General features: G+C 37.1%; 26 protein-coding genes, 1 tRNA gene and 2 pseudogenes. 8 read left to right on the top strand and 21 right to left on the bottom strand.

All coding sequences use genetic code 11. The features are described 5' to 3' along the window. Window positions 1-37: 37 nt before the first annotated feature. From ASG21_RS00830 to ASG21_RS00790, 10 genes are all read right to left on the bottom strand, one after another. Window positions 38-1,036 (bottom strand): 2Fe-2S iron-sulfur cluster-binding protein, encoded by a 999-nt coding sequence (locus ASG21_RS00830; protein ID WP_056074671.1) that lies wholly within the window; start codon window positions 1,034-1,036, stop codon window positions 38-40. Window positions 1,037-1,081: 45 nt separating this feature from the next. After that, window positions 1,082-1,912: a hypothetical protein gene (locus tag ASG21_RS00825; RefSeq protein ID WP_056074669.1), complete on the bottom strand. Its 831-nt coding sequence runs from the start codon at window positions 1,910-1,912 to the stop codon at window positions 1,082-1,084. 14 nt (window positions 1,913-1,926) lie between these two features. Beyond that, window positions 1,927-3,282, bottom strand: coding sequence for an NADH-quinone oxidoreductase subunit NuoF (gene nuoF / locus ASG21_RS00820; RefSeq protein WP_056074666.1), 1,356 nt, complete (start codon window positions 3,280-3,282; stop codon window positions 1,927-1,929). A 104-nt stretch (window positions 3,283-3,386) separates the two neighbouring features. Further along, window positions 3,387-3,896, bottom strand: a complete 510-nt coding sequence (locus ASG21_RS00815) for an NAD(P)H-dependent oxidoreductase subunit E (RefSeq protein WP_056074664.1) — start codon at window positions 3,894-3,896, stop codon at window positions 3,387-3,389. A gap of 190 nt (window positions 3,897-4,086) precedes the next feature. Next, window positions 4,087-5,310 carry an NADH dehydrogenase (quinone) subunit D gene (gene nuoD / locus ASG21_RS00810; RefSeq protein WP_056074662.1) on the bottom strand — a complete coding sequence of 408 codons (1,224 nt, stop codon included), beginning with the start codon at window positions 5,308-5,310 and terminating at the stop codon, window positions 4,087-4,089. Between the two features lie 62 nt (window positions 5,311-5,372). Beyond that, on the bottom strand, window positions 5,373-5,867 hold the full coding sequence (locus ASG21_RS00805) for an NADH-quinone oxidoreductase subunit C (RefSeq protein WP_056074661.1): 495 nt from the start codon (window positions 5,865-5,867) through the stop codon (window positions 5,373-5,375). Between the two features lie 4 nt (window positions 5,868-5,871). Continuing rightward, window positions 5,872-6,432 carry an NADH-quinone oxidoreductase subunit B gene (locus ASG21_RS00800; RefSeq protein WP_047447216.1) on the bottom strand — a complete coding sequence of 187 codons (561 nt, stop codon included), beginning with the start codon at window positions 6,430-6,432 and terminating at the stop codon, window positions 5,872-5,874. Window positions 6,433-6,534: 102 nt separating this feature from the next. Then, window positions 6,535-6,906: an NADH-quinone oxidoreductase subunit A gene (locus ASG21_RS00795; protein WP_056074660.1), complete on the bottom strand. Its 372-nt coding sequence runs from the start codon at window positions 6,904-6,906 to the stop codon at window positions 6,535-6,537. A gap of 121 nt (window positions 6,907-7,027) precedes the next feature. After that, complete coding sequence (locus ASG21_RS20275; protein WP_185113695.1) at window positions 7,028-7,204, bottom strand: hypothetical protein; 177 nt, start codon at window positions 7,202-7,204, stop codon at window positions 7,028-7,030. A gap of 1 nt (window position 7,205) precedes the next feature. Next, the gene (locus ASG21_RS00790) at window positions 7,206-8,330 is read right to left on the bottom strand and encodes a GNAT family N-acetyltransferase (RefSeq protein WP_056074657.1); all 1,125 of its coding nucleotides are present in this window, start codon (window positions 8,328-8,330) and stop codon (window positions 7,206-7,208) included. 105 nt (window positions 8,331-8,435) lie between these two features. On the opposite strand from ASG21_RS00790, the gene ASG21_RS00785 reads away from it, so the two are divergent. Further along, window positions 8,436-9,125 carry a zinc metallopeptidase gene (locus tag ASG21_RS00785; RefSeq protein WP_056075217.1) on the top strand — a complete coding sequence of 230 codons (690 nt, stop codon included), beginning with the start codon at window positions 8,436-8,438 and terminating at the stop codon, window positions 9,123-9,125. A gap of 103 nt (window positions 9,126-9,228) precedes the next feature. Continuing rightward, window positions 9,229-10,353: a hypothetical protein gene (locus ASG21_RS00780; RefSeq protein ID WP_056074655.1), complete on the top strand. Its 1,125-nt coding sequence runs from the start codon at window positions 9,229-9,231 to the stop codon at window positions 10,351-10,353. On the opposite strand, the gene ASG21_RS00775 is transcribed toward ASG21_RS00780, so the two are convergent. The 7 genes from ASG21_RS00775 to rbfA all read right to left on the bottom strand — a co-directional run bounded on the left by ASG21_RS00775 (window position 10,354) and on the right by rbfA (window position 18,416). Continuing rightward, window positions 10,354-10,959, bottom strand: a complete 606-nt coding sequence (locus ASG21_RS00775) for a YigZ family protein (protein WP_056074652.1) — start codon at window positions 10,957-10,959, stop codon at window positions 10,354-10,356. Between the two features lie 12 nt (window positions 10,960-10,971). After that, entirely contained in the window at window positions 10,972-11,997 is a 1,026-nt protein-coding gene (gene ribD, locus ASG21_RS00770; protein ID WP_056074651.1) for a bifunctional diaminohydroxyphosphoribosylaminopyrimidine deaminase/5-amino-6-(5-phosphoribosylamino)uracil reductase RibD, read from the bottom strand. A 63-nt stretch (window positions 11,998-12,060) separates the two neighbouring features. Continuing rightward, window positions 12,061-13,857: a DUF349 domain-containing protein gene (locus tag ASG21_RS00765; protein WP_056074649.1), complete on the bottom strand. Its 1,797-nt coding sequence runs from the start codon at window positions 13,855-13,857 to the stop codon at window positions 12,061-12,063. Between the two features lie 75 nt (window positions 13,858-13,932). Beyond that, window positions 13,933-14,673: a shikimate dehydrogenase gene (locus ASG21_RS00760; RefSeq protein WP_056074647.1), complete on the bottom strand. Its 741-nt coding sequence runs from the start codon at window positions 14,671-14,673 to the stop codon at window positions 13,933-13,935. Between the two features lie 62 nt (window positions 14,674-14,735). Beyond that, entirely contained in the window at window positions 14,736-16,799 is a 2,064-nt protein-coding gene (locus ASG21_RS00755) for an endonuclease (protein WP_056074644.1), read from the bottom strand. A 48-nt stretch (window positions 16,800-16,847) separates the two neighbouring features. Further along, window positions 16,848-18,053 (bottom strand): ABC transporter permease, encoded by a 1,206-nt coding sequence (locus ASG21_RS00750; protein ID WP_056074642.1) that lies wholly within the window; start codon window positions 18,051-18,053, stop codon window positions 16,848-16,850. A 3-nt stretch (window positions 18,054-18,056) separates the two neighbouring features. Further along, window positions 18,057-18,416 (bottom strand): 30S ribosome-binding factor RbfA, encoded by a 360-nt coding sequence (gene rbfA, locus ASG21_RS00745; RefSeq protein WP_056034986.1) that lies wholly within the window; start codon window positions 18,414-18,416, stop codon window positions 18,057-18,059. Between the two features lie 81 nt (window positions 18,417-18,497). Between rbfA and mce the strand changes: the two genes are divergently transcribed. The 3 genes from mce (at window position 18,498) to ASG21_RS00730 (ending at window position 19,686) form a co-directional block, all read left to right on the top strand. Next, window positions 18,498-18,896 carry a methylmalonyl-CoA epimerase gene (gene mce, locus ASG21_RS00740; RefSeq protein ID WP_056075215.1) on the top strand — a complete coding sequence of 133 codons (399 nt, stop codon included), beginning with the start codon at window positions 18,498-18,500 and terminating at the stop codon, window positions 18,894-18,896. Between the two features lie 62 nt (window positions 18,897-18,958). Continuing rightward, window positions 18,959-19,032 (top strand) — tRNA-Ile (locus ASG21_RS00735). A gap of 408 nt (window positions 19,033-19,440) precedes the next feature. Then, window positions 19,441-19,686 carry a hypothetical protein gene (locus tag ASG21_RS00730; protein WP_056074640.1) on the top strand — a complete coding sequence of 82 codons (246 nt, stop codon included), beginning with the start codon at window positions 19,441-19,443 and terminating at the stop codon, window positions 19,684-19,686. 682 nt (window positions 19,687-20,368) lie between these two features. Here the strand turns inward: ASG21_RS00730 and ASG21_RS20510 are convergent. The 3 genes and pseudogenes from ASG21_RS20510 to ASG21_RS00715 all read right to left on the bottom strand — a co-directional run. Beyond that, a complete protein-coding gene (locus tag ASG21_RS20510) occupies window positions 20,369-20,563 on the bottom strand; it encodes a hypothetical protein (RefSeq protein WP_241773433.1) in 195 nt (64 codons plus the stop codon). 1,239 nt (window positions 20,564-21,802) lie between these two features. Further along, a pseudogene (locus ASG21_RS00720) lies at window positions 21,803-22,157 on the bottom strand (alpha/beta hydrolase); the annotation flags it as partial. A 158-nt stretch (window positions 22,158-22,315) separates the two neighbouring features. Continuing rightward, window positions 22,316-22,608 (bottom strand): annotated as a pseudogene (locus ASG21_RS00715) (single-stranded DNA-binding protein); the annotation flags it as partial. Window positions 22,609-23,001: 393 nt separating this feature from the next. Here ASG21_RS00715 and ASG21_RS00710 point away from each other — a divergent pair. The 3 genes from ASG21_RS00710 (at window position 23,002) to ASG21_RS00700 (ending at window position 24,708) form a co-directional block, all read left to right on the top strand. After that, entirely contained in the window at window positions 23,002-23,496 is a 495-nt protein-coding gene (locus ASG21_RS00710; protein WP_056074636.1) for a DNA-processing protein DprA, read from the top strand. Between the two features lie 211 nt (window positions 23,497-23,707). Beyond that, a complete protein-coding gene (locus tag ASG21_RS00705) occupies window positions 23,708-24,202 on the top strand; it encodes a hypothetical protein (protein WP_056074633.1) in 495 nt (164 codons plus the stop codon). Continuing rightward, window positions 24,124-24,708, top strand: a complete 585-nt coding sequence (locus ASG21_RS00700; RefSeq protein WP_128414193.1) for a hypothetical protein — start codon at window positions 24,124-24,126, stop codon at window positions 24,706-24,708. The genes ASG21_RS00705 and ASG21_RS00700 overlap by 79 nt, the downstream gene beginning before the upstream one ends. Before the next feature lie 647 nt (window positions 24,709-25,355). Here ASG21_RS00700 and ASG21_RS00695 read toward each other — a convergent pair. Then, window positions 25,356-25,637 (bottom strand): helix-turn-helix domain-containing protein, encoded by a 282-nt coding sequence (locus tag ASG21_RS00695; RefSeq protein WP_056074629.1) that lies wholly within the window; start codon window positions 25,635-25,637, stop codon window positions 25,356-25,358. Window positions 25,638-26,538: the final 901 nt, after the last annotated feature.

Genomic DNA, 26,538 nt, shown 5'->3' with positions numbered 1-26,538 from the left:
CACTTTCAAATTTTCAAATTAATAAATTTTCAAATTTTTATTTTTCGTCTTTTTCGCTGATTTCTTTCGCCATCGGATTGTCTAAAACTCTCAATTCGTCTTTAGGCTTTTCGTAGTGGTTCAATGAAATAACTGAATGTCTGTCGATATTTCTCGGGCCTTCAAGGTTCCAGTCGCTGAGGCTTTTTCTTTCGAATCGGCAAGTGTCGCAGATGAATTCTTCAACTTCTCCCCACTGGTCTTTTCTAGCGGTAACTCTTACGATCTCATCACCTTTCATGTAAACAGTAGCTTTACCTGAACATTTATCACATTTACATGAAGCGTTCATTGGTTTTGTAAACCATACTCTGCTTGCAAAACGTGCAGTTCTGTCTGTCAATGCTCCAACCGGACAAACGTCAATTACGTTTCCGATGAAATCATTGTCTAAAGCTTTATTTAAATAAGTAGAAATTTCAGCATGATCACCTCTGAACAAAATTCCGTGCTCTCGCTCGCCTGTCAACTGATTAGCTGCTAAAACACATCTTGCACACAGGATGCAACGGTTCATATTCAGTTTGATGTGTGGACCTAAGTCGTCTGCATCGTAAGTATTTCTCTTAAATTCAGTTCTTGTTTCAAGATTTCCGTGCTCGTAACCCAAATCCTGAAGATGACATTCTCCGGCCTGATCACAAACCGGGCAGTCTAACGGGTGGTTTACCAGTAAGAATTCAGTAACAGCTTTACGGCCTTCCTGTGCTTTATCAGAAGAAAGGTTTTTTACCTCCATTCCGTCCATCACATTGGTTCTGCAACTTGCTACTAGTTTCGGCATAGGACGCGGATCTGCTTCCGAACCTTTGGAAACTTCTACCAAACATGTTCTGCATCTTCCTCCGCTGGTTTCCAGTTTGCTGTAGTAGCACATTGCAGGAGGAACAGATTTTCCACCGATCTGTCTTGCAGCTTCCAAAATAGAAGTGCCAGGCAAAACTTCAGTAGTCTGTCCGTCTATCGTTATTTTGAATTTTTTAACCTCTTCGCTCATATTCTATGCTTTTCGCTTAAGCTGTTAAAGCTTTAAAGCTATATTTTAGTTATACTTTTTTGTATTAAATGTATATCCAATTCCGAAATTGAACTGTGCATACACAAAATCCTGAGAAGCCTTATCGGGCTTATTGTTCAGGGTTGTTTTTATATCGGGCAAATTGATGTAACCTAATTTTCCTTCGGCCTGCAAAACAATGTGTTTCACTGCAACCACAGAAACTGCTGCTCTGATATCGGTTCCGAAACCTGCCAGATGAAATCTGTCACTTCTCTCGTTTCCCATCAGACGGACGTTGGATTTTGGCAGTAATGCACCAATCCCTCCTCCGTAACTTACAAAAACATCTATATTTTTTTTGTCTAAGACATTATGATATTTCTGTGCTCCGATATTGATATAATTCAAACCATCTGTATGCTCAAACGTAAGAAAATCTTCTCCACGCAGATCTACAGTTCCGTTACTGACCATTCCTGCATATTTCGGATCATTAATGTGACCTTTAAAATTTACAGTCTGGTTTTGATCCATCACATATTTCATATGATCCATCCCTAAGGTAATTCCAAAATTATCTTTCGGGAAATAGGTAATCCTGTAATTAACCTGAGGAATTGTTATGCTTCCCGGATTAAAATAGGTTCCCCAATCAAATTTGGTCTGTCTGTCATTGGCCACAACATCATTCAGCTGAAAATCGTAACCGTCTCCTTTAAAATGAATGTCGGATTTGGAATATTTAGCATGATTCCAACCCCAGAATGCCATTACAGATCCTTTTTTAAAAGGATTGATATCTTTTTTTTCTGTAGTAACCTGCCCAAACACAAAATTCGACAACAAAAGGCCTACAGCAATTATTTTCTTCAAAATTTCAACCTCTATTAATTACTTGCTGCAGCCGGAATAGGGTCTGCATAATTGGCCAACCCGTAGTTTTGTGTTAAGCACAACTCTGGATTTTTCACGTGCCATTCAAATTCATCTCTGAAGTGACGGATTGCTGCTGCTACAGGCCATGCTGCCGCATCACCTAATGGGCAAATGGTGTTTCCTTCGATTTTTCTCTGGATATCCCAAAGCAAATCGATGTCTTCCATTTTTCCTTCTCCTTTTTCTATCTTCTTTAAAATTTTGTGCATCCATCCCGTTCCTTCACGGCAAGGAGTACACTGTCCACAACTTTCGTGGTGATAAAATCTCGCCAAAGTCATGGTATGTTCTACAACGCACTGGTCTTCATCCAAAACAATGAAACCTCCTGAACCCATCATCGTTCCGGTAGCGAAACCACCGTCAGCAAGAGATTCATAGTTCATATATCTTGGTTCACCATTTACGGTTTTCAATAATAAGTTTGCCGGAACAATCGGAACTGAACTTCCTCCTGGAATACAAGCTTTCAGCTTTTTACCGTTTGGAATTCCGCCACAGTATTCATCAGAGTAAATAAATTCTTCAACCGTAATGGTCATGTCGATTTCATAAACTCCGGGCTTATTGATATTTCCGCAGGCAGAAATTAATTTTGTACCTGTAGATCGTCCAACACCGATTTTTGCATATTCTGCACCGGTAATATCGATAATCGGAACAATAGCTGCGATCGATTCAACGTTATTTACAACCGTTGGTCTTTCCCAAAGTCCTTTTACAGCCGGAAAAGGTGGTTTTAATCTTGGGTTTCCTCTTTTTCCTTCAAGAGATTCAAGTAAAGCCGTTTCTTCACCGCAGATATAAGCTCCGCCACCTCTCTGAACATAAATTTCACAATCGAAACCTGTTCCTAAGATGTTTTTACCTAAAAATCCTGCAGCTTTAGCTTCTTCAATCGCTTCCTCCAAAATATCCGGAATCCATGAATATTCTCCGCGGATGTAGATGTAAGAAACATTTGAACCTAAAGTATAAGATGAAATCAACATTCCCTCAATCAAAAGATGAGGAAGAAATTCCATTAAATATCTGTCTTTGAAAGTTCCCGGTTCAGATTCATCAGCATTCACTACCAAGTGTCTTGGAACACCTTCCGGTTTTGCCAGAAAGCTCCACTTCATTCCTGTTGGGAAACCTGCACCACCACGACCACGAAGACCTGAAACTTTTACTTCTTCAAGAATTTCTTCGGGTGTCATTTTCAAGGCTTTTTCTGCTGCAGTGTAACCTCCCTGTTTACGATAAGTTTCAAAGTAGCGGATGCCTTCTATGTGTGCGTCTTTAAGTAAAAGTTTTTTACTCATTTTTAATTATGCTTTTAGCATTTAGCTGCTGGCTTTTGGCCTTTACACTTAGACGAGCTCAGTGTGACAGTTATATGCTTTTTTTTAATTAGTTTAAAATTTTTTTAGCCCAAGTCAACCTGTCCTTCTCTGCAAAGATGAAGGATTTCGTCTACTTTTTCTATCGTTAAATTTTCGTGATAGAACTTTCCTAACTGTAACATTGGAGCGTATCCACATGCACCAAGACATTCAGCTGGCTTCAGGGTAAACATTCCGTCGGCAGTAGTTTCGCCGTCTTTTATGTTCAGTTTTGTTCTGATGTGATCTAATATTTTTTCGCTTCCGCAAACCATACAAGGTCCCGTTCTGCAAACTTCCAAAACATATTTACCAACCGGTTTCATATTGAACATGGTATAGAAAGTAGCAACTTCATATACTTCAATTGGCTTAATACTCAATAATTCAGCAACATAATCCATCACAGGAACGTCTAACCAACCTCCGAATTCTTTCTGTGCAATGTGAAGCACAGGTAGAAGAGCAGATTTTTGTCTTCCCTCAGGGTATCTTGCCATGATTTTATGGACCTGCTGTAAACTTTCCGGTTTAAAAGCTATTGTTTCGCTCATCTTTATCTGATTTGAAATTTGAGGTTTGAAATTTGAGATTCAAAGGCTCAATTCTAAATTTATTTTAATTAAAAAGTTCTTTTGGGAACTATTCAGTTGTAAAATATACGAAGTACAGAGTACTGGGTAATTATTTACTGTTTATATTTTCAAGTACATTGTACATCAGTACATTATACTTTATACAATTTTACGCGTCTAATTCTCCCGCAATAATGTTCATACTACACATCGTAACGATGGCGTCTGAAATCACAGAACCTGTAATCATTTCAGGATAAGCCTGGTAATAAATGAAACATGGTCTTCTGAAGTGCAGTCTGTATGGCGTTCTACCACCGTCACTTACCAAATAGAATCCTAATTCTCCGTTTCCTCCTTCTACTGCGTGATAAACTTCTCCTTTTGGAACATCAGTTTCACCCATTACAATTTTGAAGTGGTAGATCAACGCTTCCATTTTCTGGTAAACATCTGCCTTTTCAGGAAGATAGAAGTCAGGAACATCTGCGTGGAAAGGTCCTTCAGGAAGATTTTCGTATGCCTGCTTAATAATCTTGATTGATTCCCAAATCTCCTGTTGGCGAACCATAAATCTGTCGTAAGTATCACCTGCAGTTCCAACAGGAATGATGAAGTCAAAATCTTCGTACGAAGAATAAGGCTCTGCAACTCTTACATCATAATCAACACCTGATGCGCGTAAATTCGGACCTGTAAATCCGTAGCTTAAAGCTCTTTCCGCAGAAATTGCTCCGGCACCAATGGTTCTGTCCATGAAGATTCTGTTTCTCTCCAGCAACTGACCGAATTCTGCAAATCTTGCAGGGAAAGTTTTCAGGAAATCTTTCAGCAACTCATGGAATTTTGGAGTAAAATCTCTTTCAAAACCTCCGATTCTTCCCATGTTGGTTGTCATCCTCGCTCCACAAATCTGCTCGTACATATCGTAAATACGCTCTCTTTCGATGAACATATATGTCAATCCTGTAATAGCACCTGCATCCATTCCGGTTACCCCGTTACAGATCAGGTGATCACCGATTCTCGCCAGTTCCATTAAAATAACGCGCATGTAATCTACACGCTTTGGAACTTTGATACCGATAAGTTTTTCAACCGTCATGTGCCATCCTAAATTATTGATAGGAGCCGAACAGTAGTTCATACGGTCTGTAAGAGTAGTAATCTGAGAATAGTTTCTTCTTTCAGAAATTTTCTCAAAAGCTCTGTGGATATAACCAACGGTCTGCTCAGCATGAAGAATTCTTTCTCCATCCATCGTCAACACATTCTGGAAAATTCCGTGTGTTGCAGGGTGAGTAGGACCAAGATTCAGGGTGTATAACTGCCCGTCAATCTGTTCTTTACTTTCGTGTTGGTTAAGTATATTAGATAATGAGTTATCTTTCATAATATTTGCTTTTAGCTATTTGCTTCTGGCTATTGGCTAGCTGCCATCCGCCATTGGCTATATTATCTTCCGAACATTGCATCGTCCTTATCGGTTCTGGTACCGTCTTCAAGTCGATATTCTTTCAACATAGGGTGGTATCCAAGATCTTCCATATTTAAAATAGGTCTGAGATCCGGATGACCTTTAAATTTAATTCCGTAGAAATCAAAAGTTTCTCTTTCCATCCAGTTGGCTCCTGCATACAGTTCAGTGAGAGAGTCTACCTCGATATTTTCTCTTGTCATGAAAATCTTCAGACGTAATCTGAAGTTGGTCATCATATTCTGTAAGTGATAAACCACACCGATTTCCTTATCTGGGAATTCCGGGTAATGGATTCCACAAACGTCTGTAAGAAAATTGATTTCCAATGATGAGTCTTTCAGATAATGAACTACTTTCTTAAGGTCTTCTTTTTTAACTTCAATCGTCAGCATTCCGTAAGGCTCTGAGCTGGTAATTACCGTTTCAGGAAACTCTCTTGTTATGGCTTCTAATACAAATTCGTTCGTCATTCTCTTAGTTGCTAATATTATAAGAGTCTAATAAATGCTGATATTCAGGAGTATCTCTTCTTCTGATGCTTTCGCTCTCTGCCAAAGCCTGAACCTGCATAACCCCTTCAATAATCTGCTCCGGTCTTGGCGGGCATCCGGGAACATAAACGTCCACAGGAATAATTTTGTCAATTCCCTGTAAAACAGAGTAGCTGTCGAAAATACCACCGCTGGAAGCACATGCACCAACAGCAACAACCCATTTCGGTTCAGCCATTTGCGTGTATACTTCTTTTAAAACAGGGCCTAATTTTTTAGATATAGTTCCGCAAACCATCAGCATATCTGCCTGTCTTGGTGAGAAAGAGTTTCTTTCCATACCAAAACGTGATGCGTCATACGTTGGGTTAAGCGTCGCCATAAATTCGATACCACAACAAGAAGTTGCAAAAGGCAATGGCCAAAGTGAAAACTTTCTTGCCATACCGATCACACTGCTCAGTTTTGTTGCGAAAAAACCTTCTCCTTCAAATCCTTCGGGAGCTGGTGCATCTGTTCTTATAATTGGTTTTTGATCTGACATTTTGTTGATTTTTAATATTCTAATTTAGATTCCAAATTACCGCTAATGTTAACTTTAATCTGATTGTGTTTATCTAAATCTCTTATTTAAAATGATGATTGTTTATTTATCCCAGTCCAAAGCGCCACGTTTCCACACATAGAAAAATGCAAGGAAGAAAATGGCAACGAATGTAAGCACCGCAAGGAAGCCTTCGAATCCGAATTCTCTGAAATTTACGGCATAAGGATAAAAAAATACGATTTCGATATCAAACAGTACAAAAAGCACTGCAGTAAGAAAATATTTAATCGAGAATGGAGTTCTTGCATTACCTTCCACAGGCACACCGCACTCCCAGCTTTGATTTTTTACAGAATTTCCTTTTTTCTGTTTTGGTCCTAAAAAGTGTGCGCCAAGGAGCGAAATCGCTACAAATCCTACAGCTACACCCGCTTGAATAAGGATCGGAATGTAATTTTCTGGTAAATTCATTTTTACATTATTATCTCAAGTTGCAAATTTAGGCAATAAACAATAAAGCGTGAAATTAATCACGCTAAAAGTCGTTTCATTATGGAGAAAAACCATAATTTAGAATTATTAAAAATAGGGATTATTTCCTCATTTTTTTCAGCACTACGAAAGCCATAAAAGCCATATATCCGAAGAGAACACTTGCGTAAATAATATTGATCAGTGTATTCGCTCTGTCGTCTGTGGCGGCGAAGAAAAGATTGTAAGCAATGAAGCCTGCAATCATAATTCCGAATATAATGAGATGTGGTTTCATATTAAAACTGTAATGAATAGGTTTTTCTTCTTTTGTGATTCACAGGATTGTAATCCTGCCACAGGAGCTGTACACTTTTGTTTTCTTCCAGTTCAGGATTTGTTTCTGCAAAATCAATTCCCATACTGTTGAAACGGACAAATATTTCCTTAAAAATAATAGCCGTTACACCTCGCCTCTGGTATTCAGGATGAATTCCTATCAGGTAGAAATTGGCACGGTCATTTTTCTTTTGAGCCTGCATAAAATGCCACCACCCAAACGGGAAAAGTTTACCTTTAGATTTTTGTAACGCTTTGGAGTAAGAAGGCATTGTCACGGCGAAAGAAACCAGTTCGTCATGCTCATCAACCACGCAGATTACGTAGTTTTTGGCAATCATCGGAAAGAATTTTTCTTTGTATGTTTTGATCTGTTCTTCTGTAATAGGAGTGTAGGTGGAAAGATGTTTGTAAGTTTCGTCAAGCAGCTTAAACATCGGTTTTACATAAGGTAAAATTTCTTCCTTGCTCTGGAAATCCAAAACTCTCAAGTTGTATTTTTCAGCAATCAGAGAGCTGAATTTTTCTACTTTCGGAGGAAGTACTTTTGGGAAATTCATTTCAAATTCCACCCATTCTTTTTCCTTTACCAACCCAAGCTCTTCAATATGACGGTGATAATATTCATGGTTGTAAATTCCGATCATTGTCGCAATTTTTTCAAAACCGAATGTCAGCATTCCCGCTTTGTCGAGGTTTGTGAAGCCCATCGGGCCTTCGATTTTGTCAATTTGATGAGATTTTGCGTAATCAATCACAGTATCGATCAGAGCTTTTGAAACATCTCTGTCGTCTGTAAAATCAATCCATCCAAAACGTACTTTTCTGATGCCGAGTTCCTTTTCTTCTTTATGATTGATCATCACCGCGATTCTGCCAACGATTTTACCATCTTTTTTAGCTAAAAACTGTTTCGCTTCCGAATAACTCAGTGCCGGATTTTCCTTCGGATTCCAGACATTAATTTCATCTTTAATAAAGGATGGAACGTAATAGGGATTGTTTTTGTAAAGATCCATCGGGAACTTTACAAATTTCTTTAAATCTTCAGGCGTTTTTACTTCAAAAATGGAAACTTCAGACATAGTTTTCGGGTAAATAGAACCACAAATATAATTAAATATTGCTTAAACTTTGGCACAATTTTTACATCTTCTAATCCTAATCTTAGATTGAAATTTAAAGTAAAAATGACAGGATATTACATTATAATCGGGATCTCGATGCTTATCAGCTGGTGGGTTTCTTCGAGATTAAAATCAAAATTTGAACATTATTCAAAAATAAGACTTAGCAACGGACTTTCGGGAAAAGAAGTTGCTGAGAAAATGCTGTATGACAACGGGATTCATGACGTTCAGGTAATTTCAGTTCCCGGACAGCTGACAGATCATTACAATCCGGAAAATAAAACGGTAAATTTATCAGAAGCGGTATACATGCAGAGAAATGCAGCAGCAGCGGCTGTCGCAGCTCACGAATGTGGTCACGCTGTACAGCATGCAGTCGGATATTCTATGCTGCAACTGAGATCAAAGCTGGTTCCTGTGGTAAGCATCAGCTCAAACCTGATGCAGTTTGTAATCATGGGAGGTATTTTGCTTATGGCAATGAGCGGCAACAGAATTCTTTTATTTGTCGGTGTAATTATGTTTGCACTGACGACTCTGTTCGCGTTTATTACACTTCCTGTAGAATACGATGCCAGCAACAGGGCAATGAAATGGCTGAAAGATACCGGAACTGTGACTGCACAGGAATATGTTGGTGTGGAAGACAGTTTGAAATGGGCAGCAAGAACATATTTGGTGGCGGCTATTGGATCGTTGGCGCAACTTTTATATTTCGCATCACTTTTGATGAGTGGAAGAAGAGATTAAAAAATTATAAATTAAAATATAGAAATCCTGGATTGTTGTCCGGGATTTTTTTTGTTATTAAATCAAGGTTATTTTAATATTTTTGATTTAAAATTAAATCCTTTTGAACTCTTTAAAAACTATACTTAATTCAGAGCAGGGCAGATCTGTACTTCTGCTTCGCGTCATTGCGGTATTGTGGTTTGTGACGAAGGTTTTCAGTTATAAAACATGGATTACAGACAGAAAATATCCTGTAGTTGCTCCCGCTGATTTTCTCCAGAAAGTTCCTTCCGAGATTCACCTTGCTTTGTTTGGAACTGCCATGCTGATGCTATTTGCGATTGTTATTTCACCTAAAAAATATTTTTTAATACTGTTCTTAATTTTTGAATTTCTGAGTTGCAGTCTAGATACCGTCCGTTGGCAACCCTGGGAGTTTATGTACATCTGTATTTTTGCACTCTATTTTTTGCATTTTAGAAAAAAGAAAACTTTCTTTCGGCTCCTTCATTTTTTTCTTGTTTCAGTTTACATTTTCAGCGGTCTGCATAAATTAAACCGTGGATTTTTAGAAAATGTCTGGCTGCGAATGGTTCTTGAAAATCTCTTTAATCTTTCACAGGAAACTATTGTGGGATATAAATTATTTTTTCTCGGCCTCATCATTCCTTTCATAGAAATCTTTGCGGGAATAGTGCTTCTCTTTTCAAGGCGAAAAAAATATGTAAGCTACTGCTTAATTTCAGTTCATATTATTGTTTTGTTTTTTATCGGTCCGTTCGGTCTGAATTACAATCCTGTAATCTGGAGCTGGAATTTAGCCATGATTTTTATGCTCATACTTGTTTATCTGAAACCTTTTGAAAGTTTTTCACTGACTCTGCTAAAAAGAAATGCTTTTTGGTTTTTACTCTGGTTTGTGATGCCGGTCTTCAGTTTCTTCGGGATGTGGTATCAGTATTTTTCTTCAAGTCTTTACACAGGGAAGGAAAAGCAGCTTTATATCTATGTGTCAAAAGAAAATGAGGAATATCGGGATTTTTCTGTTCCTGATCATGTGCAGCCATATCATAAATATTACATCATCAACCTGCAAAACTGGGCGATGAAGGAGATTAAATCGGCTCCTCTTCCGGAAGATGATATTTACCGGAAAATAAGTGTCATTTTAAAAGATAGGTTAGGGAAGGACTGCGGAAAGATTATTCTTTATGATCCTCAAACCAAAAAACAGACTGAATTGTAATCAGTCATTAAAATCAAAAGAAACATGCTGCATTTCAGATAATTTTTCTGAAATGTTTTCTTTCTCTGCCAATTTTATTGAAGCCCTGATTTCGCATTTTTCAAAAGTTTCAAAATTTAAAATTTTAGCATCAAATTTTGAAAGTAAAGTGAAAATAACATTCTGCTGATCGAAATTAAACTGAACTGTAATTTCAGTTTCCAGTTCTCTTATGATGATTTCAGCTTCTTCGAGAGTGATTTTAGCGCATTCTTTATAAGCTTTCACTAATCCTGAAACTCCAAGTTTTGTTCCGCCATAATATCTGACGGAAATGACGAGAACATTTGTAATTTCATTCGCCAGAAGCTGATTGTAAATTGGTAATCCTGCACTTCCGGAAGGCTCGCCATCATCGTTCGCACGGTAGTTTTCTCCATTTAAGCCCATTCTGAAAGCATAACAGTGGTGTGTCGCTTTGGGATGTTCGAGTCTGATTTTTTCCAGAGCACCTTTCAGTTCCATTTCACTGTTCACAGGAAATGCATAACCAATGAACTTACTTCCTTTTTCTTTCAAAAGGATATTTTCGACGGGTTTTGAAATGGTTTTATACTCGTGCAACATTAGGCTTCCTGCTTAATTTTTATTAAAATGAAATTCAATAACGTTATCTCTGAAATCCTGAATATCAGAAGCTTTATTCCCGAATTTCGGAGCTTTTGTCCCATTTTCTAGAATCAAATTGCTGTTTTTGATAACAATCGCTTCATCCCAAAGGCCGGCATCGATAAACTGTTGAAGAACCAAGCCACCGCCTTCTACAATCACCGACTGAATCTGGCGTTCATGCAGTTTGGTCAGCAGATTCTGAATTAAATTTTCCCTCGAAGTTTTAATGAATTTCACATTTCCATCTTCCTCACTTTTTACCGAATTGAAAACCAAAGTCTCTGCCTCGTTATTGAAGATATGGTAGTGTTGCGGAACTTTCAAATCTACATCAATTAATACTCTTACCGGACTTCTTCCGCTGATTTCACGCGTTGTAAGGCTAGGATTATCTCTGAGCGCAGTCATCGTGCCGATCAGAATAGCATGTTCGCTGCTTCTGAGCTGATGTACAAACTGCTTTGTAAGTGTGTTGCTAATTTGTGTGGGTTTAAAATCCTTATCCATGAAACGGTCTGCAGATTCTGCCCATTTGAGGACAATGTAAGGACGCTTCTTTTCGTGATAAGTGAAGAATCTCTTATTTAAATCTGTACATTCATCTTCCAAAACTCCCGAAACTACTTCTATCCCTGCATCCTGAATGATTTCTTTTCCTTTTCCGTTCACTTTGTCATGAGAATCCATGGCTCCGATTACGACTTTCTTAAAACCGAGTTCAACGATTTTTAAAGCACACGGAGGTGTTTTACCATAATGAGCACAGGGTTCCAGAGAAACATAGATTGTAGATTCAGGAATGAGCTCTTTGTTTTTTACAGAATTGATGGCGTTAATTTCAGCATGCGGTTCGCCTGCTTTCTGATGATAGCCTTCCCCGATAATTTTGCCTTTATGTACAATCACACTTCCGACCATGGGGTTGGGATAGGTTTTTCCAAAAGCTTTTCTTGCAAGCTCAATGCATCTTTGAATATAAAATCCGTCGTTCATTTTTAAAATTAAAAAAGGCGAAGACAAATTGCTTTGCTCCGCCTGTATCAAGTATTTCAGTAATTATTCACCGCTGATAATGCTGTGCAGATTCTGTTTTAAAGTTTCCAGATGTGCCTTTTTGCTGTCTAAAGTGTTGTAAGTTTCAGCAAGAAGAGGATTTTCTCTGGATGGCTTCGTAAAGAATGAAAGGTTATTTTCCAGTTTTACAATTTCACCTTCCAGTTCAGAAATCTGGGTTTTGATTTTTCTGGCCTTGTCTGTCAGCTGATTTTCAGATAAACCTTCTTCCTTCAGCTCCAGCTCGTTCATTTTGTTCAGCTTCAGTTTTTCTCTCAAAGCTTTGTTAAATTCAGAATTGATTCCAATCTTGTCTCTCGGTACTTTTCCGATATTATTCCATGCAGTTTTGATGCTTTCAATTTTTTCTACACTTCCATCCTCGTCGGTAACCATTTTAAGATCTTCCAGCAAAGCTTTTTTGGTTTTGTAGTTTTCTTTCCAGTTGTCGTTGGAAACATTGCTTTTTTCTCTGTAATTGTTGAAAAAAGTGTTACAGGCCTCACGGAAGTCTTCCCAGATTTTATTGGTCATACTTTTAGGTACATGACCGATTTTTTTCCAGTCTTCCTGAAGTTTTTTGAAAAGCGGAACGGTGATATCCCAGTCTTCACTGTTCATATTGTCTTTTGCAGTTTGTATCAGCTTCAGTTTCTCATCAAGATTGCTTTGCTGTGATCCCTTTAAAGACTTGTAATAAGAATTTTTCTGTGTATTAAAAGTTCTGAGCGTTACTTTAAAATCATTCCAGTTCTGGTTTGAAAGTTTGCGCGGTACGCTACCGGTTTTTAAAAACTCTGTACGCAGATCTTCAACTTTTCTGATCGCATTCTGCCAGAAATTATGATTAGGATTTTCGCCAGGCTCTGAAAGTTTTTTAATCTCCTCAATAATGCTGTTTTTCTTTTCTAAATTGGCATTTTGTTCAGATTCGATTACCGCAGAAAGTTCAGATTTTCTTTCGTGAATTTTATTGGAGATTTCTTTGAATTCTTCCCACGTTTTTTCACGGAATTCTTCTGCCACCGGCTCTGCTTCTTCTTTCCAGAGCTTATGAAGGTATTGGAGTTCGTTCAGTGCTTTCTGAATCACCGGCTCGTTTTCCAGCTCCTTTGCACGGTCGATGATGTGTTGTCTTTTTTCAAGATTGTGAGCATATTCCTGCTCCATGTATTCTTTATTAAGATCAAGCATCTGATAAAACTGATTCAGATGATGAAAATAATTATTGTTTAAAATTTTGAATTCAGATTTGGCAACCTGTCCGGAATTTGACCAGTCTTCCTTAATCTCTCTGATAGATTTAAAAAGATTGACGCCAGGTTCAGAGTTGGTATAAAGATTTTTTAATCTCTCAATGATTTCCTGTCTGTGGGCAAGGTTTTTATGCTGTTCCTCGTCCTGATGTTTCTGGTAATCGTCATGCTTTTCTTTGAAGATATGCACCAAAGCATTGAATCTCGACTGCTGCGGATGATGATAGCTGAAATGCTCTGACGGATTTCCCGCATCAGTATGCTCATGCCTTTTATCTTCCACCTCGTCGTGAATGAAATGACTTGCTTTTTCTTTCAGGAAGTTAAATCTTTTGTGCTGCTCACCCGCCGACGGACTGTTGATGATGCTTTCCATTTCTTTAAGGGCATCTGCAAGATTCAGTTCTTCCTGTTCCTGTTCGTCGTGATGATCGTTTTCTTCGACAGGTGAAGTTTCTTCATTCTGAACAGGATTTGTAGTTTCTTCCACGTTTTCCTGGATGTTCTTTTCTTCGTTGTCAGAAAAGTTATTTTCTGTAGTCATAGCAAATCTTTTATGTGTTTTGGTACGGTTATCTTTTAAAATTGCCTAAAAAGCATAACAGAGCACTAATTTATACTATTTTTTTTGATTACTCCAAATTTCCCATGCTTTTTCTGCTTGTTGCTCAAGCATATAAAAACCGTTGGCAGTTTTTGCACCTTTTTCGGAAGCGTTTATGATAAATCTGGTGTAATTTGGATTGTAAATCAGGTCGATAATCAAATGGTGGTCGGTGATTCCGTCAAATGGAAAATCAAGACAGTCATCAATGTTCGGATAAGTTCCTACAGGAGTTGTCTGTATGATTAACTGATGATTTCGCACTGTTTCTTCTGAAATATTTTTAAAATTAAATTCATGAGAACTTCGTGCAACGGTAATATTAGGAATCTGCATCTTGTCTAAAACATATTTTACCGCTTTTGCAGCACCGCCGTTACCTAAAATCATGGCAGATTTGTGATGTGGTTTTATATGGAGGAGCAAGGTCTTTTCAAAACCTGTTGCATCGGTGTTGTATCCTTTTTTAATTCCGTTTTCGATTTTAACACAATTTACGGCACCGATTTTTTCAGCTTCATCACTTAATTCATCCAGATAATCGATAATTTTTTCTTTAAATGGAATGGTGACATTAAAACCAAGCAGTTTGGGATCAGCGAAAAGCTTTTTAACCTCATCTATATTATGAAGGTCAAAAATATCATACGAATAATTGTTAATCATCAGTTTTTGAAATTTATCCTCAAAATATTTTTTTGAAAAAGAGTAGGAGATGTTCCGGCCGATCAACCCCAGTTTTTGCTTGCTTTCCATAGTTCAAAAATAAAAAAAAGACCGGACAATGCCGGTCTTTTAGATCTGAAAATCGTTTTAGATTAATCAATTATAAATTTCGTAGAGAATTCATCTGTTTTAAGAATGTAAGTTCCTTTGGTAAGTTCTCTTACTTCAATTTTATTTGAATGAATAAATGGTTTTTCAATTTTCTTTAAAAGCTGACCGTTCAGATTATAAATTTCAGCAGTTTTAATCTTATCAAGTTTTTCACCTTTAATGAAAATCTGGTGGTTTTTTACCGGATTTGGATAAAGCTGATACTGTGCTTTCTCAACATTAAGATCTTTTGTGCTCAATGTTCCGCAAGTCCAGCTCAAATCATCAATTCCGACTCTCTGATTGTTTGAATTGGTGATTGACAGGACAGCGTTCCCGGAAACATTAATATTACTGATGGTCGTAGTCTGAACTGTTGTGCTGTAAGGAGCTGTTCCTACAATATTTCCGTTAACACGCACTGTGAGAGTTCCTCCGTTATCACTAAACGGTAGTTGGGTGGTCAATGTAATGCTTTGAATTCCATTCGTGATTGTTGAGCTGGTAAGACTTCCTGTTCTTATAACGATAGCTCTGCCATTGATGGTTTGGTCTGTTCTTGCATCAGTTGCGGTCCATGTGATTCCATTATTCGTCCAGGTTCTCGTGGTGTAGTTGTTGGCATTTGCCGGGATTGTAGAGAAATCTTCCGTTCCGCAATTGGTACCGGCTGGTGGAATAGCGGTCGTTGTACCCTGAGCTGTATTGCTTTGGGTAGAAAGATTATTTGCTGCATCTGCGGCCACAACATAGAAAGAATAAGTTGTTGATGGGTTCAAACCTGAAACAGTTGCCGAAGTTCCTGGTAGTGTTGAATGGAAAGTTCCATTTAAATAAATATTATATCCCGTAACACCTACATTGTCAGTTGAGGCTGTCCAGCTCAATGATACCGAATTGTTTGAAGTTCCTGTCACAGCGAGGTTTGCAGGAGCTGTCGGTGCCTGGGTATCTGTTGTTGTAGTTCCCTGAACAGTGTTACTCTGAGGTGAAAGATTATTGGAAGCGTCTTTTGCAATTACGTAGAATGAATATGTAGTTCCTGAAGAAAGTCCTGAAACTGTTGCCGTTGTTCCTGTAACTGTCGAATGAAGTGTTCCGTTTACATAAATATTGTATCCAGTAACACCTACGTTATCTGTAGAGGCTGTCCAGCTGAGAGAAACTGAATTGGTATTAGAGCTTGTAACTGTAAGATTTGTCGGTGCAGTTGGTGCCTGATTGTCGATCACTGCTGCTCCCCAAACTAAATTTACATAATTAGGATTGTCGATGTATGGATTTCTGTTACCCTGAAATACGTAAGTTGCGTTGTTTCTTGAAATTTCGGTTGGTGAAACAGGATCTAAAGCGTTCCAAGCTAAAAGAACATCAAGTTCCCACTGTACGATTCCTTTCCATGATGTTGGTGAGTTTGAAGTATCCAGCATGTTTCCTGAAGAAAAGCTCTGAAGCTGAGATTCGTATCTTGTCACAAAATAAAAAATCATTCTGGCAACGTCACCTTTAAATTCATTGATAGGTTCAAATACAGTTCCAGAGAATCCTGGAGAAGATGAAGATCCTTTTTTGGATCCGTTCTGAGACTGAAAAGTTGGTGAAGACACATTTCCGAAAGGAAAATTTCCTCTTTCGCTGTTTACTTTCTGGTCGCTGGCTCTTACAAAGTGAGCATCAGATCTCATAGGTAAGGCATCGTTGAAAAGGCTTTGAGGTACGATATGTTCACGGTTGTAACAATATCCTTCAGGGCCATTGGTTCCTCCGCACTGGCTGGAGCCGTAGGTGTAATTGTAAGGATCTGCTCCTGTTGGGTTTTCTGAATAAATGTCTAAAATAGTACCGTCATTTTCGTAATGCTGGTCTCTGTCGGTCGTTTGATAGGCTGTCCACAGGTCATTGTAGGATATGCCGGATGCATGTCCGTTGGTAATGATTGTTTTCAGAGCTGTTTTTAAATTTGCTCCGGTGAGACCTGCGGCGTTGTCGTAATACCCTGCAGGAGCCTGCGCATTGCTGATGATTACAGCAAAACTGAATACTAAAAAAGATAGAAATCGCTTCATTTTTTTGAAATTGGGCGACAAAGGTACAAAATTTAAGGCCGTTATATATTAATTTTTAGTAATATAGCCCTTGCTGATCTTCGAGAAAAACCATGATATGAGAATGCCAAAACCTGCCGCTGTAGCAGTAACAATAAGATAATTTTTCCCTTCAATTCTTACTGGGAAAGGCAGGTCATCAACCACTTTAAACAGACCTGTGTACTCCTGAAAAACACAGAGTGCAGTTCCAATCAATAAACCGGTTAAAATTCCTGCAAAAACAATGAGAAGTCCGGTGTAAAAGTATGTTTTTCTGAGATGGCTCAAAGGAAAACCAAGTGAAACCAATGATCTTGCCTGTTCACGTTTGTCGAGCTGCAGAATAATGATGGCGCCCGCAAGATTAAATGTTGTAATGAAAATTACCAGTCCGAAAATCAGGTAGATGAATAGTTTTTCAGTGTTAATCATCTTCCAGAATGCTGCATTTTCTTCAGATTTTGTGCTTAAAATCACATTTTTACCTAAACTTTTTTCAAGTTCCAGTTTTACATCATTTGTTCTGTCTGGATTTTTGAGTTTGATAACGATGTTGTAGGCAGAGTTTTTTGGGAGATTCAAAAGTTCTTCAGCTAAAGATATCGGAGCAATAATGTAATTGTTGAGCTGTTCCTTTCCGGGGAAAACTCCGGTTACGAAAATGTTTTTTCGGTTGTAAATATCTTCCTCTTTGTTGATAAGACCTTTACCTGGCTTCGGCATATACAGCGTTGCCATATCTTTTTCTGAATTTACCGGAATTGACAGTCTTAAATCAAGAGAATTTTCAATCAGAACCTCATCCTTAAATTTGAAATCCGGATAAGTTCCGTAGACAATGCTTTTATGTATCGGATTTACCTGGGCGTATACAGAATCTACACCACGGAGATACGCGATGTCGCCTTTGCCGTTGAAATTAATATAGATTTTTTCTTCAATAACCCTTGAAAACTGAGATATTTCTTTGTTTTGCTTTAAAACTTTTAAAATTTCCGAAGGGTTTTTGATTGTTTTTCCGGCCGTGCTCTTAACAGTAATATCTGCGTGCAGGTCTTTTACGAGATCAGCATTGAAATCTTCAAGCCCCGAAAAAACAGAAATAATCACAAACATTGCTGTCACCGCAACGCTCATCGCTCCCACAGCAAGCCATGTGATGAAGGTAACCGCTGTGCTTCCTTTTTTTGAAATCAGGTAGCGCGATGCAATGTAAAAAGCAATGTTTTTCAAGATCTACAGAATAGGATTTTCTCCTTCACCACGAAGTTCTTTCTCAATTTTTTCCACATCATCCAGCGTTGTATCCAGATAAAAATTAAGTTGCGGAATAATACGAACCTGTTTTGCCATTTTCTGACCGATGAAATTTCTGTACTGAGCCTTATTTTCCTCAATCTCTTTCATAATGCTGGAACGGAATTCCTGTGGAAAAATGCTTAAATAAATTTTTGCAATTCCCAAGTCCGGAGTTACCTTCACATCCGAAACGGAAACCAAAAAGTTTTGCTTACTTTCTGATGCCTGTTTGCGGAAAAGTTCTGCGAAATCTTCCTGTATAATCTGTGCTACTTTTCTTTGTCTGTTACTTTCCATAATTTGTGCAAATTTACTACTTTTGTTTTAATTGATCTTTTTAAAATAGATCAAAGAATTAATTATCTTATCAATATATTTATGAAACTTGAGCATATCGGTATCGCTGTGAAGTCATTGGGATTTTCTGATGAACTTTTCACTAAGCTTTTAGGCGAAAAATCTTACAAAAAAGAATCCGTCGAGCGCGAGGGCGTTGTCACCTCTTTTTACAAAGCCGGAGAATCGAAAATCGAGCTTTTGGAAGCGTCGAAAGAGGATAGTCCGATTTCAAAATTCATAGATAAAAAAGGGGAGGGGATTCATCATTTGGCTTTTGGTGTAGAAAACATTACTTATCAGATCGAAAGATTAAAAAAAGAAGGATTTCAATTTATATCTGAAGAGCCTAAAGAAGGTGCTGATAATAAATTAGTTGTCTTCCTGCATCCGAAATCAACCAATGGAGTTTTGGTAGAACTTTGCCAAGAAAAGCCATAAAAAGTTTTGCAGAGAAAGAAATTTTACTATTTTTGCAAACACAAAATTTAACCAAATTTTGAGGTCCTATAGCTCAGTTGGTTAGAGCACCTGACTCATAATCAGGTGGTCCCTGGTTCGAGCCCAGGTGGGACCACAATAAAACCCTTGAATATGCTGATGTTCAAGGGTTTATTTTTTATAGGGGGCGAAAGTGGGGGCTGATGTTTATAAAGGAAATTTTGATTATCCAGACAAATTCTTTTAGCTTATATTAATACAATTTAATTCTCAAGACTGTCAGCAATCAGCATTGGAATAGTAAGTCCCTAATTGACTGCGCTCATCTTGCACTCTTAACAGAAGAAAAATAGAAATATTTGTTTGAAGGTTTAGAGAGAATTTCTGCAATTTCACAAACAAATGATCCTAGCTGGGGAATAGTACAGTTAAATATTCAAACCTTTTATTCGAGGCTTATAAGGGAACTCAATTGGGTTTAAAATCTAAGCAATAAAACGATTATAGTCTGAAAAATAAAGATTCAGTTCTAAAAAATGAAAAGGTGAACCAAGTGCCAATTCCTTCAGATAAAGTTATAAAATCTGAAAAACAAATTTTTGATGAAACTAAAAAAGAACTATTGAAGGATATTGAAAAGCTGGAAAATTTTGGTGAGCATTATAAAAATACGACACAAAAGATAGCAGAAAAAATTATAGCCGGAGAGAGTAAAAAAGATGTATTACATCAAACACTGGTGGATTCCAATTTTATGATGCAAGATGATCAACAAATTTATGGAAGATAACAGGAAAAAATGAAAGTGGTCTCTAGGCTCTTGATGATGTGCATGCTGCCCTGAGTGCTTTAAGTATTAAACAGTTCATTGATCAGGATAAGATCGGACTAACCGGTCATTTCCACGGAGGCTATGAAACCAACTTCATTGCAACACACTCCGGTGCAGCCTACTTTTAGGATCCGGCAACGCTGATATTATTAAATCATATTTCTCATATAATTGTAATTTTCATTCTTCATTTTATTATCAGTTTGAAGTGGGTCAGTATAACTTTCAGAAATCTTTTGCACAGGATAAAGAATTATATTTTTGAGATAATCCTGTTCATTATGCAGAGAATGTTTCAGCACCCATAAAGCTTTGGGGAGGGGAAAAAGATGAAAATATAAGATGTGAACAGAGGATGGTATTTTATATTCCTTTAAAAAGGAATAAGAAAGATGTTATTGGAATATTCTATCCGAAACAGGGGCGTTATCCAAATTCCTCAAGCAGGGAAAATAAAGATCTCTATGCACGAATGATAGATTGGTGGGATTATTTTCTAAGATAAAAAAGATATACCATGGATTAACAGACAAATGAAAAAAGGACGCTAATTAGGCGTCCTCATTATTGGTTATTGAATTCTGAAAAGCTCATTTCCGCAAATCGTCGGATATAGAAATCTGCCGTTCTCATATCTGTTTTAGTGGTCTTGATAGTCTTTTAAAATACATGAAATGATGAAATGGGCTTTTAATTTCATTCCCGACTGGTCAAAAAGTTGGAGAAATCGGGCATGCTCCACTTCATTAAATGAGATAGTGTATCTAATCTGGGCAGGATATGTTTTTGGACGGCGCCCTGTCTTTTTCTGTGATCTATCATTATTTTCATTCATCATCTGCCCACTAATTTTTATAAAACTTCGACTTTGGAGAATGTTTTCCAACTCCCGGCAGGTCAAGTTGTTTTGAGGCACAAAAAACAGTTATGAGGCACTCAAAACACAACTTGCCCCTTTCGGGAGAAAGGATAATACCCACAATACAATTGATTAATCCAACATTATAATCCTTTTATAATTTCAAAGGTAAAAAGCTGTCGTTCTCCAATCTCCGTTTGACAAAGTAAGCCACAATGCTTCACAGATTCTTTGATGTCCATAACGCCAAACATAGCACAGCAAGCCAAACACAACAATTTAGATGCTGAGCACAAAAGGATTTTATATTTGCACAATAAGTAAAGCAGGACTGATGTATGGCAAAATTGTTTGATACCTTTGAAGCCAAACAATCCAGCGTTCATGAATTCATGCAATCTGGGCATGCGGAATTCCGAGGGGACAGAGATCAGTCAGGAACTACAACCTGAAAGAAGTACGGGATCCTTTCAAAAAAAACTAACTGACTGATTAAATTCTCGCTTTAAGATTGGAAAGCGGGAGTACTTTCAGCGCAGTCAGATTCTTAGAGATTTAGATGTAGCTCAAGCCTGCTCGCTGGTATGCTATATTATCGGATGGTTTACAATGTCGCGGTATGAAGGCGCTGGTCAGCTTCAATATTACAATAACCTAACATATCTACCGAATGACGAGTGTCAATTGAAACAAAAGCAATCAGCATTTAGATCAAAGATAGTTTTGTAGAATGAAAGAAGGGTAGATTTTGCATTTGACAATACGTCTTAAAATCCTGACTTATGCTCGGCAATAGGGTGCAATCGATTAGTAGGTTAATTAGTAAATATTATCTTCAAAAGCTCACAACTTTTATGATATGCATGGCTTCTTGAGGCTCGTAATAAGAGTTGTTTCGATACTTTTTGCGAAAAGATGTTTCCGACCACCGAAAGGAATTGTCTTTTCGTCAGAATAGCAAAATACACGACAATTAAAATATTATCGTGTATTTTACTATTAATATGAAGGTCATTTATAAATTATATTATTCGATAAATGATAAATTATAAATGGTCAGTCGACGTCATAATGCAATGATCCAGTAATTTAATATTTAAAAATTTAGATGCTCTTTTGATGTTGTGTATAATTTTCAAATCTACGGCAGAAGGTTCGAAATTTCCTGACTGATGATTGTGGACCAAAATTACGGCTGAAGTGTTGCAAACCAGTGCCGCCTACAATAGAATCAAAAAATAAAAAGGCTTCACGGTTTTGTACGATCTGGTAATCTTTTTCCGACTACGCTTAAAACGGTGTTATTATCGGTGCGGATATTGGCAAAGTAGTTGTGAACTTCCAATTCTGAATCGATCATTTCTATTCCGGTGGTATATTCGATAATGCCTGCACCTTTTTTAAATAGGGCAGATTTTCCGACCTCGTAGTCAAGTCCTGCAAATTTGATGGCTTCATCACTTGTAGGGTATTCCTGTACGATCTGCCCCAAGTTGTGCCATGCTTATTCCTTTACGCTGAAAAATAAATATTTTCCTATTCTGTTGTTGAAATTTAAATTATGTGCCATGATGTTAATATTTAATTGTTAGAGAATTCTGTTTGATGATTTTAAAATGGTAGGTTATCATCTTTATCGCTGTCGTTGGAATTAGAATTAGAAATTTCCTTCTTATCTTTTTTATTCGATTCAGTATACTTGTTTTCAGTTCGCTAATTACTGCTGCGAACCTTGATTTGTGAGGTGTGGAATTCAATCCTGCGTGAGGTTCTCCATCCTTTCCTAACCACGCATTGGTGTAGGCTCTTCCTGTTAATTCTACAAAAGTACCTTTTGTTAAAAAGTCAGCCATTTTTGGAGAGATCCAGTAGGCGCATTCAAAATAGGTGGTCTGTTCGATCTGTTCGCCTTGCTTGTTGCGATAGTTGTCATTTGTAGCAATTGAAAAATTAACTACCTTTTTTTCATTTGGCAAGTTGCGCACTTCTGCATCCCTTGTCAGACTTCCGATGATGTTCATAATCGTTGTTTTTAAAGATTGTACATTTTGATCTGTTCTCAATCTCTTCTCCGTCCTTCCTTTCAAAGCCCTTTGGGCTTCGCTGAATATTTTTCAAAAGAAAAACCGGAAAAAAGAAAGCAGATAATCTTAGCGGGCAAAGGGAAAAGCTAAGGAAACGGAATAATTGGAGGGTACCTTCAGGGAGGAAACCGTTTATGCCGTAGTCTTTTGGCTGGGTGAAGAAATGGATGACCGATATACCTTAGCTGCCTTTTTAGCGGTTGATTATGAGAAATATGACTTCTCTTTAAATTATTGTAGTACTACTTTATGTAATCGATAATATTTTTCAATTTGTAATTATAGGGTAAAAAACTATATTTACATTATTCATTTAAATCTTGAGTTCCTATGCAGATCAGTGCTTTTAACGAATATTACGATAAGTTTACCACCGTTGAGAAGAAAAACAGTCCCAAAGAGTTATTTTACAACGGGGACTTTTCGTTATTGGAAAATGGAAGAAGGGTAGCGGTTGTTGGTTCTAGGAAGGTATCAGAATTTGGGGTAAGGAGAGCAAGGAAGATCGTAAAGCTCTTGGTGCAAAATGATATAACTGTGGTCAGCGGTTTAGCGGAAGGTGTTGACTCGATTGCACACAAAACTGCGATTGAATTTGATGGTCATACTATCGGTGTTATCGGGACACCTCTTAATAAATATTTCCCTGCTGAAAATAAAGACCTTCAGGATTTCATTGCTGAAAATCACCTACTGATCACGCAGTTTCCGGAAAACTATCCCGTAACACTAAAAAGTTTCCCGATAAGAAATCGAACAATGGCATTGATAAGTGATGCGACGATCATCATTGATGCAAGTGAGAAAAGCGGTACAAAACATTAAGGTTGGGAAGCGCTTCGTCCAGGCAGACAACTGCTGATCATGGAAAATGTCCTTAATGAAAAAATTTCTTGGGCTGAAGAAATGCTCAGTTACTGACGAATGATAACTTTGAATTTTTAATTGAAAGCATTCCCTATATAACAACAAAAAAAGAGTATGTATTTTAATTTTCTTACTTTTTTAACCTATTCTCTAAAAGGTAGATCCGAGATTGAAACTTCTTCAAGGACGGTTGCCGGTTCCTGTAAAAACGGAGATGTTAGCTTCAGTACGAGATGTAAGCCGCAGAATAAAAGAAGCCGATCTGTCGGAATATTTTGCAAAGTCAGCTTTAGTTCCGATACCAAGAAGTACGCCTTTAGTAAAAGGAGCTGTTTTTCCTGCAAGGATCATTTGTGAAACCCTTGTCAGCAATGGATTGGGGGGGAGTAATTTCGAAAATAATAAGTATATTTATCATTATAAAGATCAAGTAGGAAATATCAGAGTTTCATTCTATAAAGGCTCCAATGGAAATGCGGAAATAGATGATGAAGTTGATTTTACCCATTTGGATTGGAACATGGCTCAATTACATCATAAAATAATACAAGCTTCAAATATAGTTTTCAATCGCAGGAAAGCCAGATTCACACTGGTTGGAATTCTTTTAGATGGCGAAATTATGATCCATCGATTGGGAGATTTTTCAATATTGATCCATTAAGTGAAAAGTATTCTTATCAGTCTCATTATAATTTTTCGGAGAATAGAGTTGTTGATGGCAGAGAGCTGGAAGGATCGGAATTTACACGTTGGGATTTAAGCAGTAATGACCCCAATGTAATATTCATGAAGCAGACAGATGGAGTTGTCAATTACAGAGACAGTAAACTTTACCAACAATTTAATGAAACCAGAAACTCAATATTAGAGCCCTTTTGGGTAGCATTCGCAAGCATTGTACCGGAAATGGCTATTGAGGAGCTTGTAATTACAGTGGCCGCTAAAACTGGTTTTTTTGCGATAATGGTAAATTCTGTAAAAGGTGTTTTTAAATCTGATAGTAAAGCTGTTGCTGTTGCAGATGATGTCGTAAAGACTACGGATGTAATGAAAAATAGGGTTAAACTTCGAAAAGAAACAAAAGAAGCTATTCGTGATGCCGCTCCTAAAACTAAAGATGGAAAGTTCATTGATCCTAATACAGGTAAGCCCACCGAAAAAGGGTAAGAAGTATTTGGTCACAACACAGGGCAAGAATGGCGTGAATATAAGAAAGACCCAGCAAACCACGAAAAACCAGAAAAGAGGTTATTAAAGACCAAAATGGCCCAAATAAGTATCAAATAGAAGGCAGAAAGTCTAAATGCGTCACATAAGTACGAAGAGAAGTGAAGAGAGATGATCAGATCATTTGAGCTATTCAGGAACAATCAAAAATGGACGAAAAATATTATTAATTATTCGATTTTTTTAAAAATAATCTATCATACAAAATTTTCTGAAAAAGACTATTATTTCTAGCACTAGATTATATTTTTCACTCAATGTATAATAACCGTAGAGAAGTTAAATATAACATTCATCCCACATGTAATTTGAGAAATTACCTTTGTCGGCAATAAATTATAATTTTTAAATATTTTATTGTTTTGATCTTGAAAATAAGGATATTTTTTGAGGAGTTACATTTATCTGCTTGTTACAAAAAAGATAAATTAGAGAATATATTTAACAATAATTCAGTGGTGAGAGTTTAGCTATCTTATCCAAATCTTCTACAAAACTGTTCCAAAACTTTCTACAAATATAATTTATCTGGAAAGTGCTTTCTAAAATAGTTTTAGAATTTGGAATATCATTGAACAAAGAATCTTTTAAGATTTTAAAAGATTACGATTGTTTCTGGCAATGCAAATAAGAAGTTTACGGGAGTAAATGGGAACTTTACCAATCCTGAATGCAGGAATTTTGCCCGAAGAAGTCCAGTTAATAATTGTTTGAACTGTCGTGCTAAACATCTCTGCAACTTCCCGTTGACGCATCTGATCTTCTGGTGGTGGGAAATAGTAGGGGGATAGGATATCTTCACTTAATATCTCAATTTGCAATTCTTTTTCAGGATTTGACTGTAAGCCGTCTTTGATGAATTTAGCCATTTTTTTATTTTATAAGATTCAAAATTCCCATTAAGAAATTGAATGATATCATGATGACTTTTATTTACTTGATTTGTCTGACGGTAGCCATTGTGAAAAGCTGCACATATCGATCTGGAATATTTACGCTATGATTTTTTCACTTGTTTTTTATTCTATGGTATTTATTTTAATATTTCTGAAATTTTTTAAGTTCTATTGTCATCTAGCGATAAGACACTCCATTTATCTAGCTTACGATGTTGCCCTGAGATTTTGACATATCTCATAAAATTTTCCTATCCTTGGAAGTGGTCTATTAATTAAAAATCCGCTCGGAATATCCAGATACAGGCTATTAGTATTAAATTTTTCCTTCCAGTATGATTTATAATTTCATCACATTTTTCTAATGTTTCGTCAAATCCTTTTGAACCGCAATAACGTGTTAACTGAACTTCCCCGGTAAGACCATTTTCTTCACAATACTTTTGAATTGCTTCATCTGATTTTGTGAGGATATTCTGGGGACAGGCTAGTAAATTGTGTCCTTATATTTCAAAATTTACCTTTATGCTAGTCTCTTAAAAATAGCGAATGCTATACACTCTTAGATGTTTTAATCGTAAAAGTTAATAGTCGTCAGATATATAAACATCATTTAGATGTCAGGATATCTCTATCCGGTTAAAGCAAAAAGGCAGTACATATCCTATGCTCTTTCCATTGAAGCATTTCAAAGTTATGGTTAAATTTATTGTTTTCATATCGAACCATATTCTATGACTATACTTGCTGCTATTATTGAATAAGATAATAGTTCCTGCTTTTCAGGTCTTTTTGGTCAGTATTTGTATCAAGATTCTCAATATTTCTTAAGGTTTGTACCTCATCCAATTCTGATTTATTGTTTTTAATAATT

Source organism: Chryseobacterium sp. Leaf394 (assembly GCF_001424105.1).
Taxonomy (GTDB): domain Bacteria; phylum Bacteroidota; class Bacteroidia; order Flavobacteriales; family Weeksellaceae; genus Chryseobacterium.
This window is presented reverse-complemented; position numbering and strand designations above follow the sequence as displayed.

What these genes read in the sequence shown, in the direction of transcription:
- rbfA (WP_056034986.1), bottom strand. Translation starts at nt 18,416, where the DNA reads ATGGAAAGTAACAGACAAAGAAAAGTAGCACAGATTATACAGGAAGAT.
- ASG21_RS00710 (WP_056074636.1), top strand. Translation starts at nt 23,002, where the DNA reads ATGCAGATCAGTGCTTTTAACGAATATTACGATAAGTTTACCACCGTT.
- nuoF (WP_056074666.1), bottom strand. Translation starts at nt 3,282, where the DNA reads ATGAGTAAAAAACTTTTACTTAAAGACGCACACATAGAAGGCATCCGC.
- ASG21_RS00785 (WP_056075217.1), top strand. Translation starts at nt 8,436, where the DNA reads ATGACAGGATATTACATTATAATCGGGATCTCGATGCTTATCAGCTGG.
- ASG21_RS00795 (WP_056074660.1), bottom strand. Translation starts at nt 6,906, where the DNA reads ATGAATTTACCAGAAAATTACATTCCGATCCTTATTCAAGCGGGTGTA.
- nuoD (WP_056074662.1), bottom strand. Translation starts at nt 5,310, where the DNA reads ATGAAAGATAACTCATTATCTAATATACTTAACCAACACGAAAGTAAA.
- ASG21_RS20275 (WP_185113695.1), bottom strand. Translation starts at nt 7,204, where the DNA reads ATGAAACCACATCTCATTATATTCGGAATTATGATTGCAGGCTTCATT.
- ASG21_RS00755 (WP_056074644.1), bottom strand. Translation starts at nt 16,799, where the DNA reads ATGAAGCGATTTCTATCTTTTTTAGTATTCAGTTTTGCTGTAATCATC.
- ASG21_RS00815 (WP_056074664.1), bottom strand. Translation starts at nt 3,896, where the DNA reads ATGAGCGAAACAATAGCTTTTAAACCGGAAAGTTTACAGCAGGTCCAT.
- ribD (WP_056074651.1), bottom strand. Translation starts at nt 11,997, where the DNA reads ATGAACGACGGATTTTATATTCAAAGATGCATTGAGCTTGCAAGAAAA.
- ASG21_RS20510 (WP_241773433.1), bottom strand. Translation starts at nt 20,563, where the DNA reads ATGAATGAAAATAATGATAGATCACAGAAAAAGACAGGGCGCCGTCCA.
- ASG21_RS00760 (WP_056074647.1), bottom strand. Translation starts at nt 14,673, where the DNA reads ATGGAAAGCAAGCAAAAACTGGGGTTGATCGGCCGGAACATCTCCTAC.
- mce (WP_056075215.1), top strand. Translation starts at nt 18,498, where the DNA reads ATGAAACTTGAGCATATCGGTATCGCTGTGAAGTCATTGGGATTTTCT.
- ASG21_RS00800 (WP_047447216.1), bottom strand. Translation starts at nt 6,432, where the DNA reads ATGTCAGATCAAAAACCAATTATAAGAACAGATGCACCAGCTCCCGAA.
- ASG21_RS00805 (WP_056074661.1), bottom strand. Translation starts at nt 5,867, where the DNA reads ATGACGAACGAATTTGTATTAGAAGCCATAACAAGAGAGTTTCCTGAA.
- ASG21_RS00695 (WP_056074629.1), bottom strand. Translation starts at nt 25,637, where the DNA reads ATGGCTAAATTCATCAAAGACGGCTTACAGTCAAATCCTGAAAAAGAA.
- ASG21_RS00830 (WP_056074671.1), bottom strand. Translation starts at nt 1,036, where the DNA reads ATGAGCGAAGAGGTTAAAAAATTCAAAATAACGATAGACGGACAGACT.
- ASG21_RS00790 (WP_056074657.1), bottom strand. Translation starts at nt 8,330, where the DNA reads ATGTCTGAAGTTTCCATTTTTGAAGTAAAAACGCCTGAAGATTTAAAG.
- ASG21_RS00775 (WP_056074652.1), bottom strand. Translation starts at nt 10,959, where the DNA reads ATGTTGCACGAGTATAAAACCATTTCAAAACCCGTCGAAAATATCCTT.
- ASG21_RS00765 (WP_056074649.1), bottom strand. Translation starts at nt 13,857, where the DNA reads ATGACTACAGAAAATAACTTTTCTGACAACGAAGAAAAGAACATCCAG.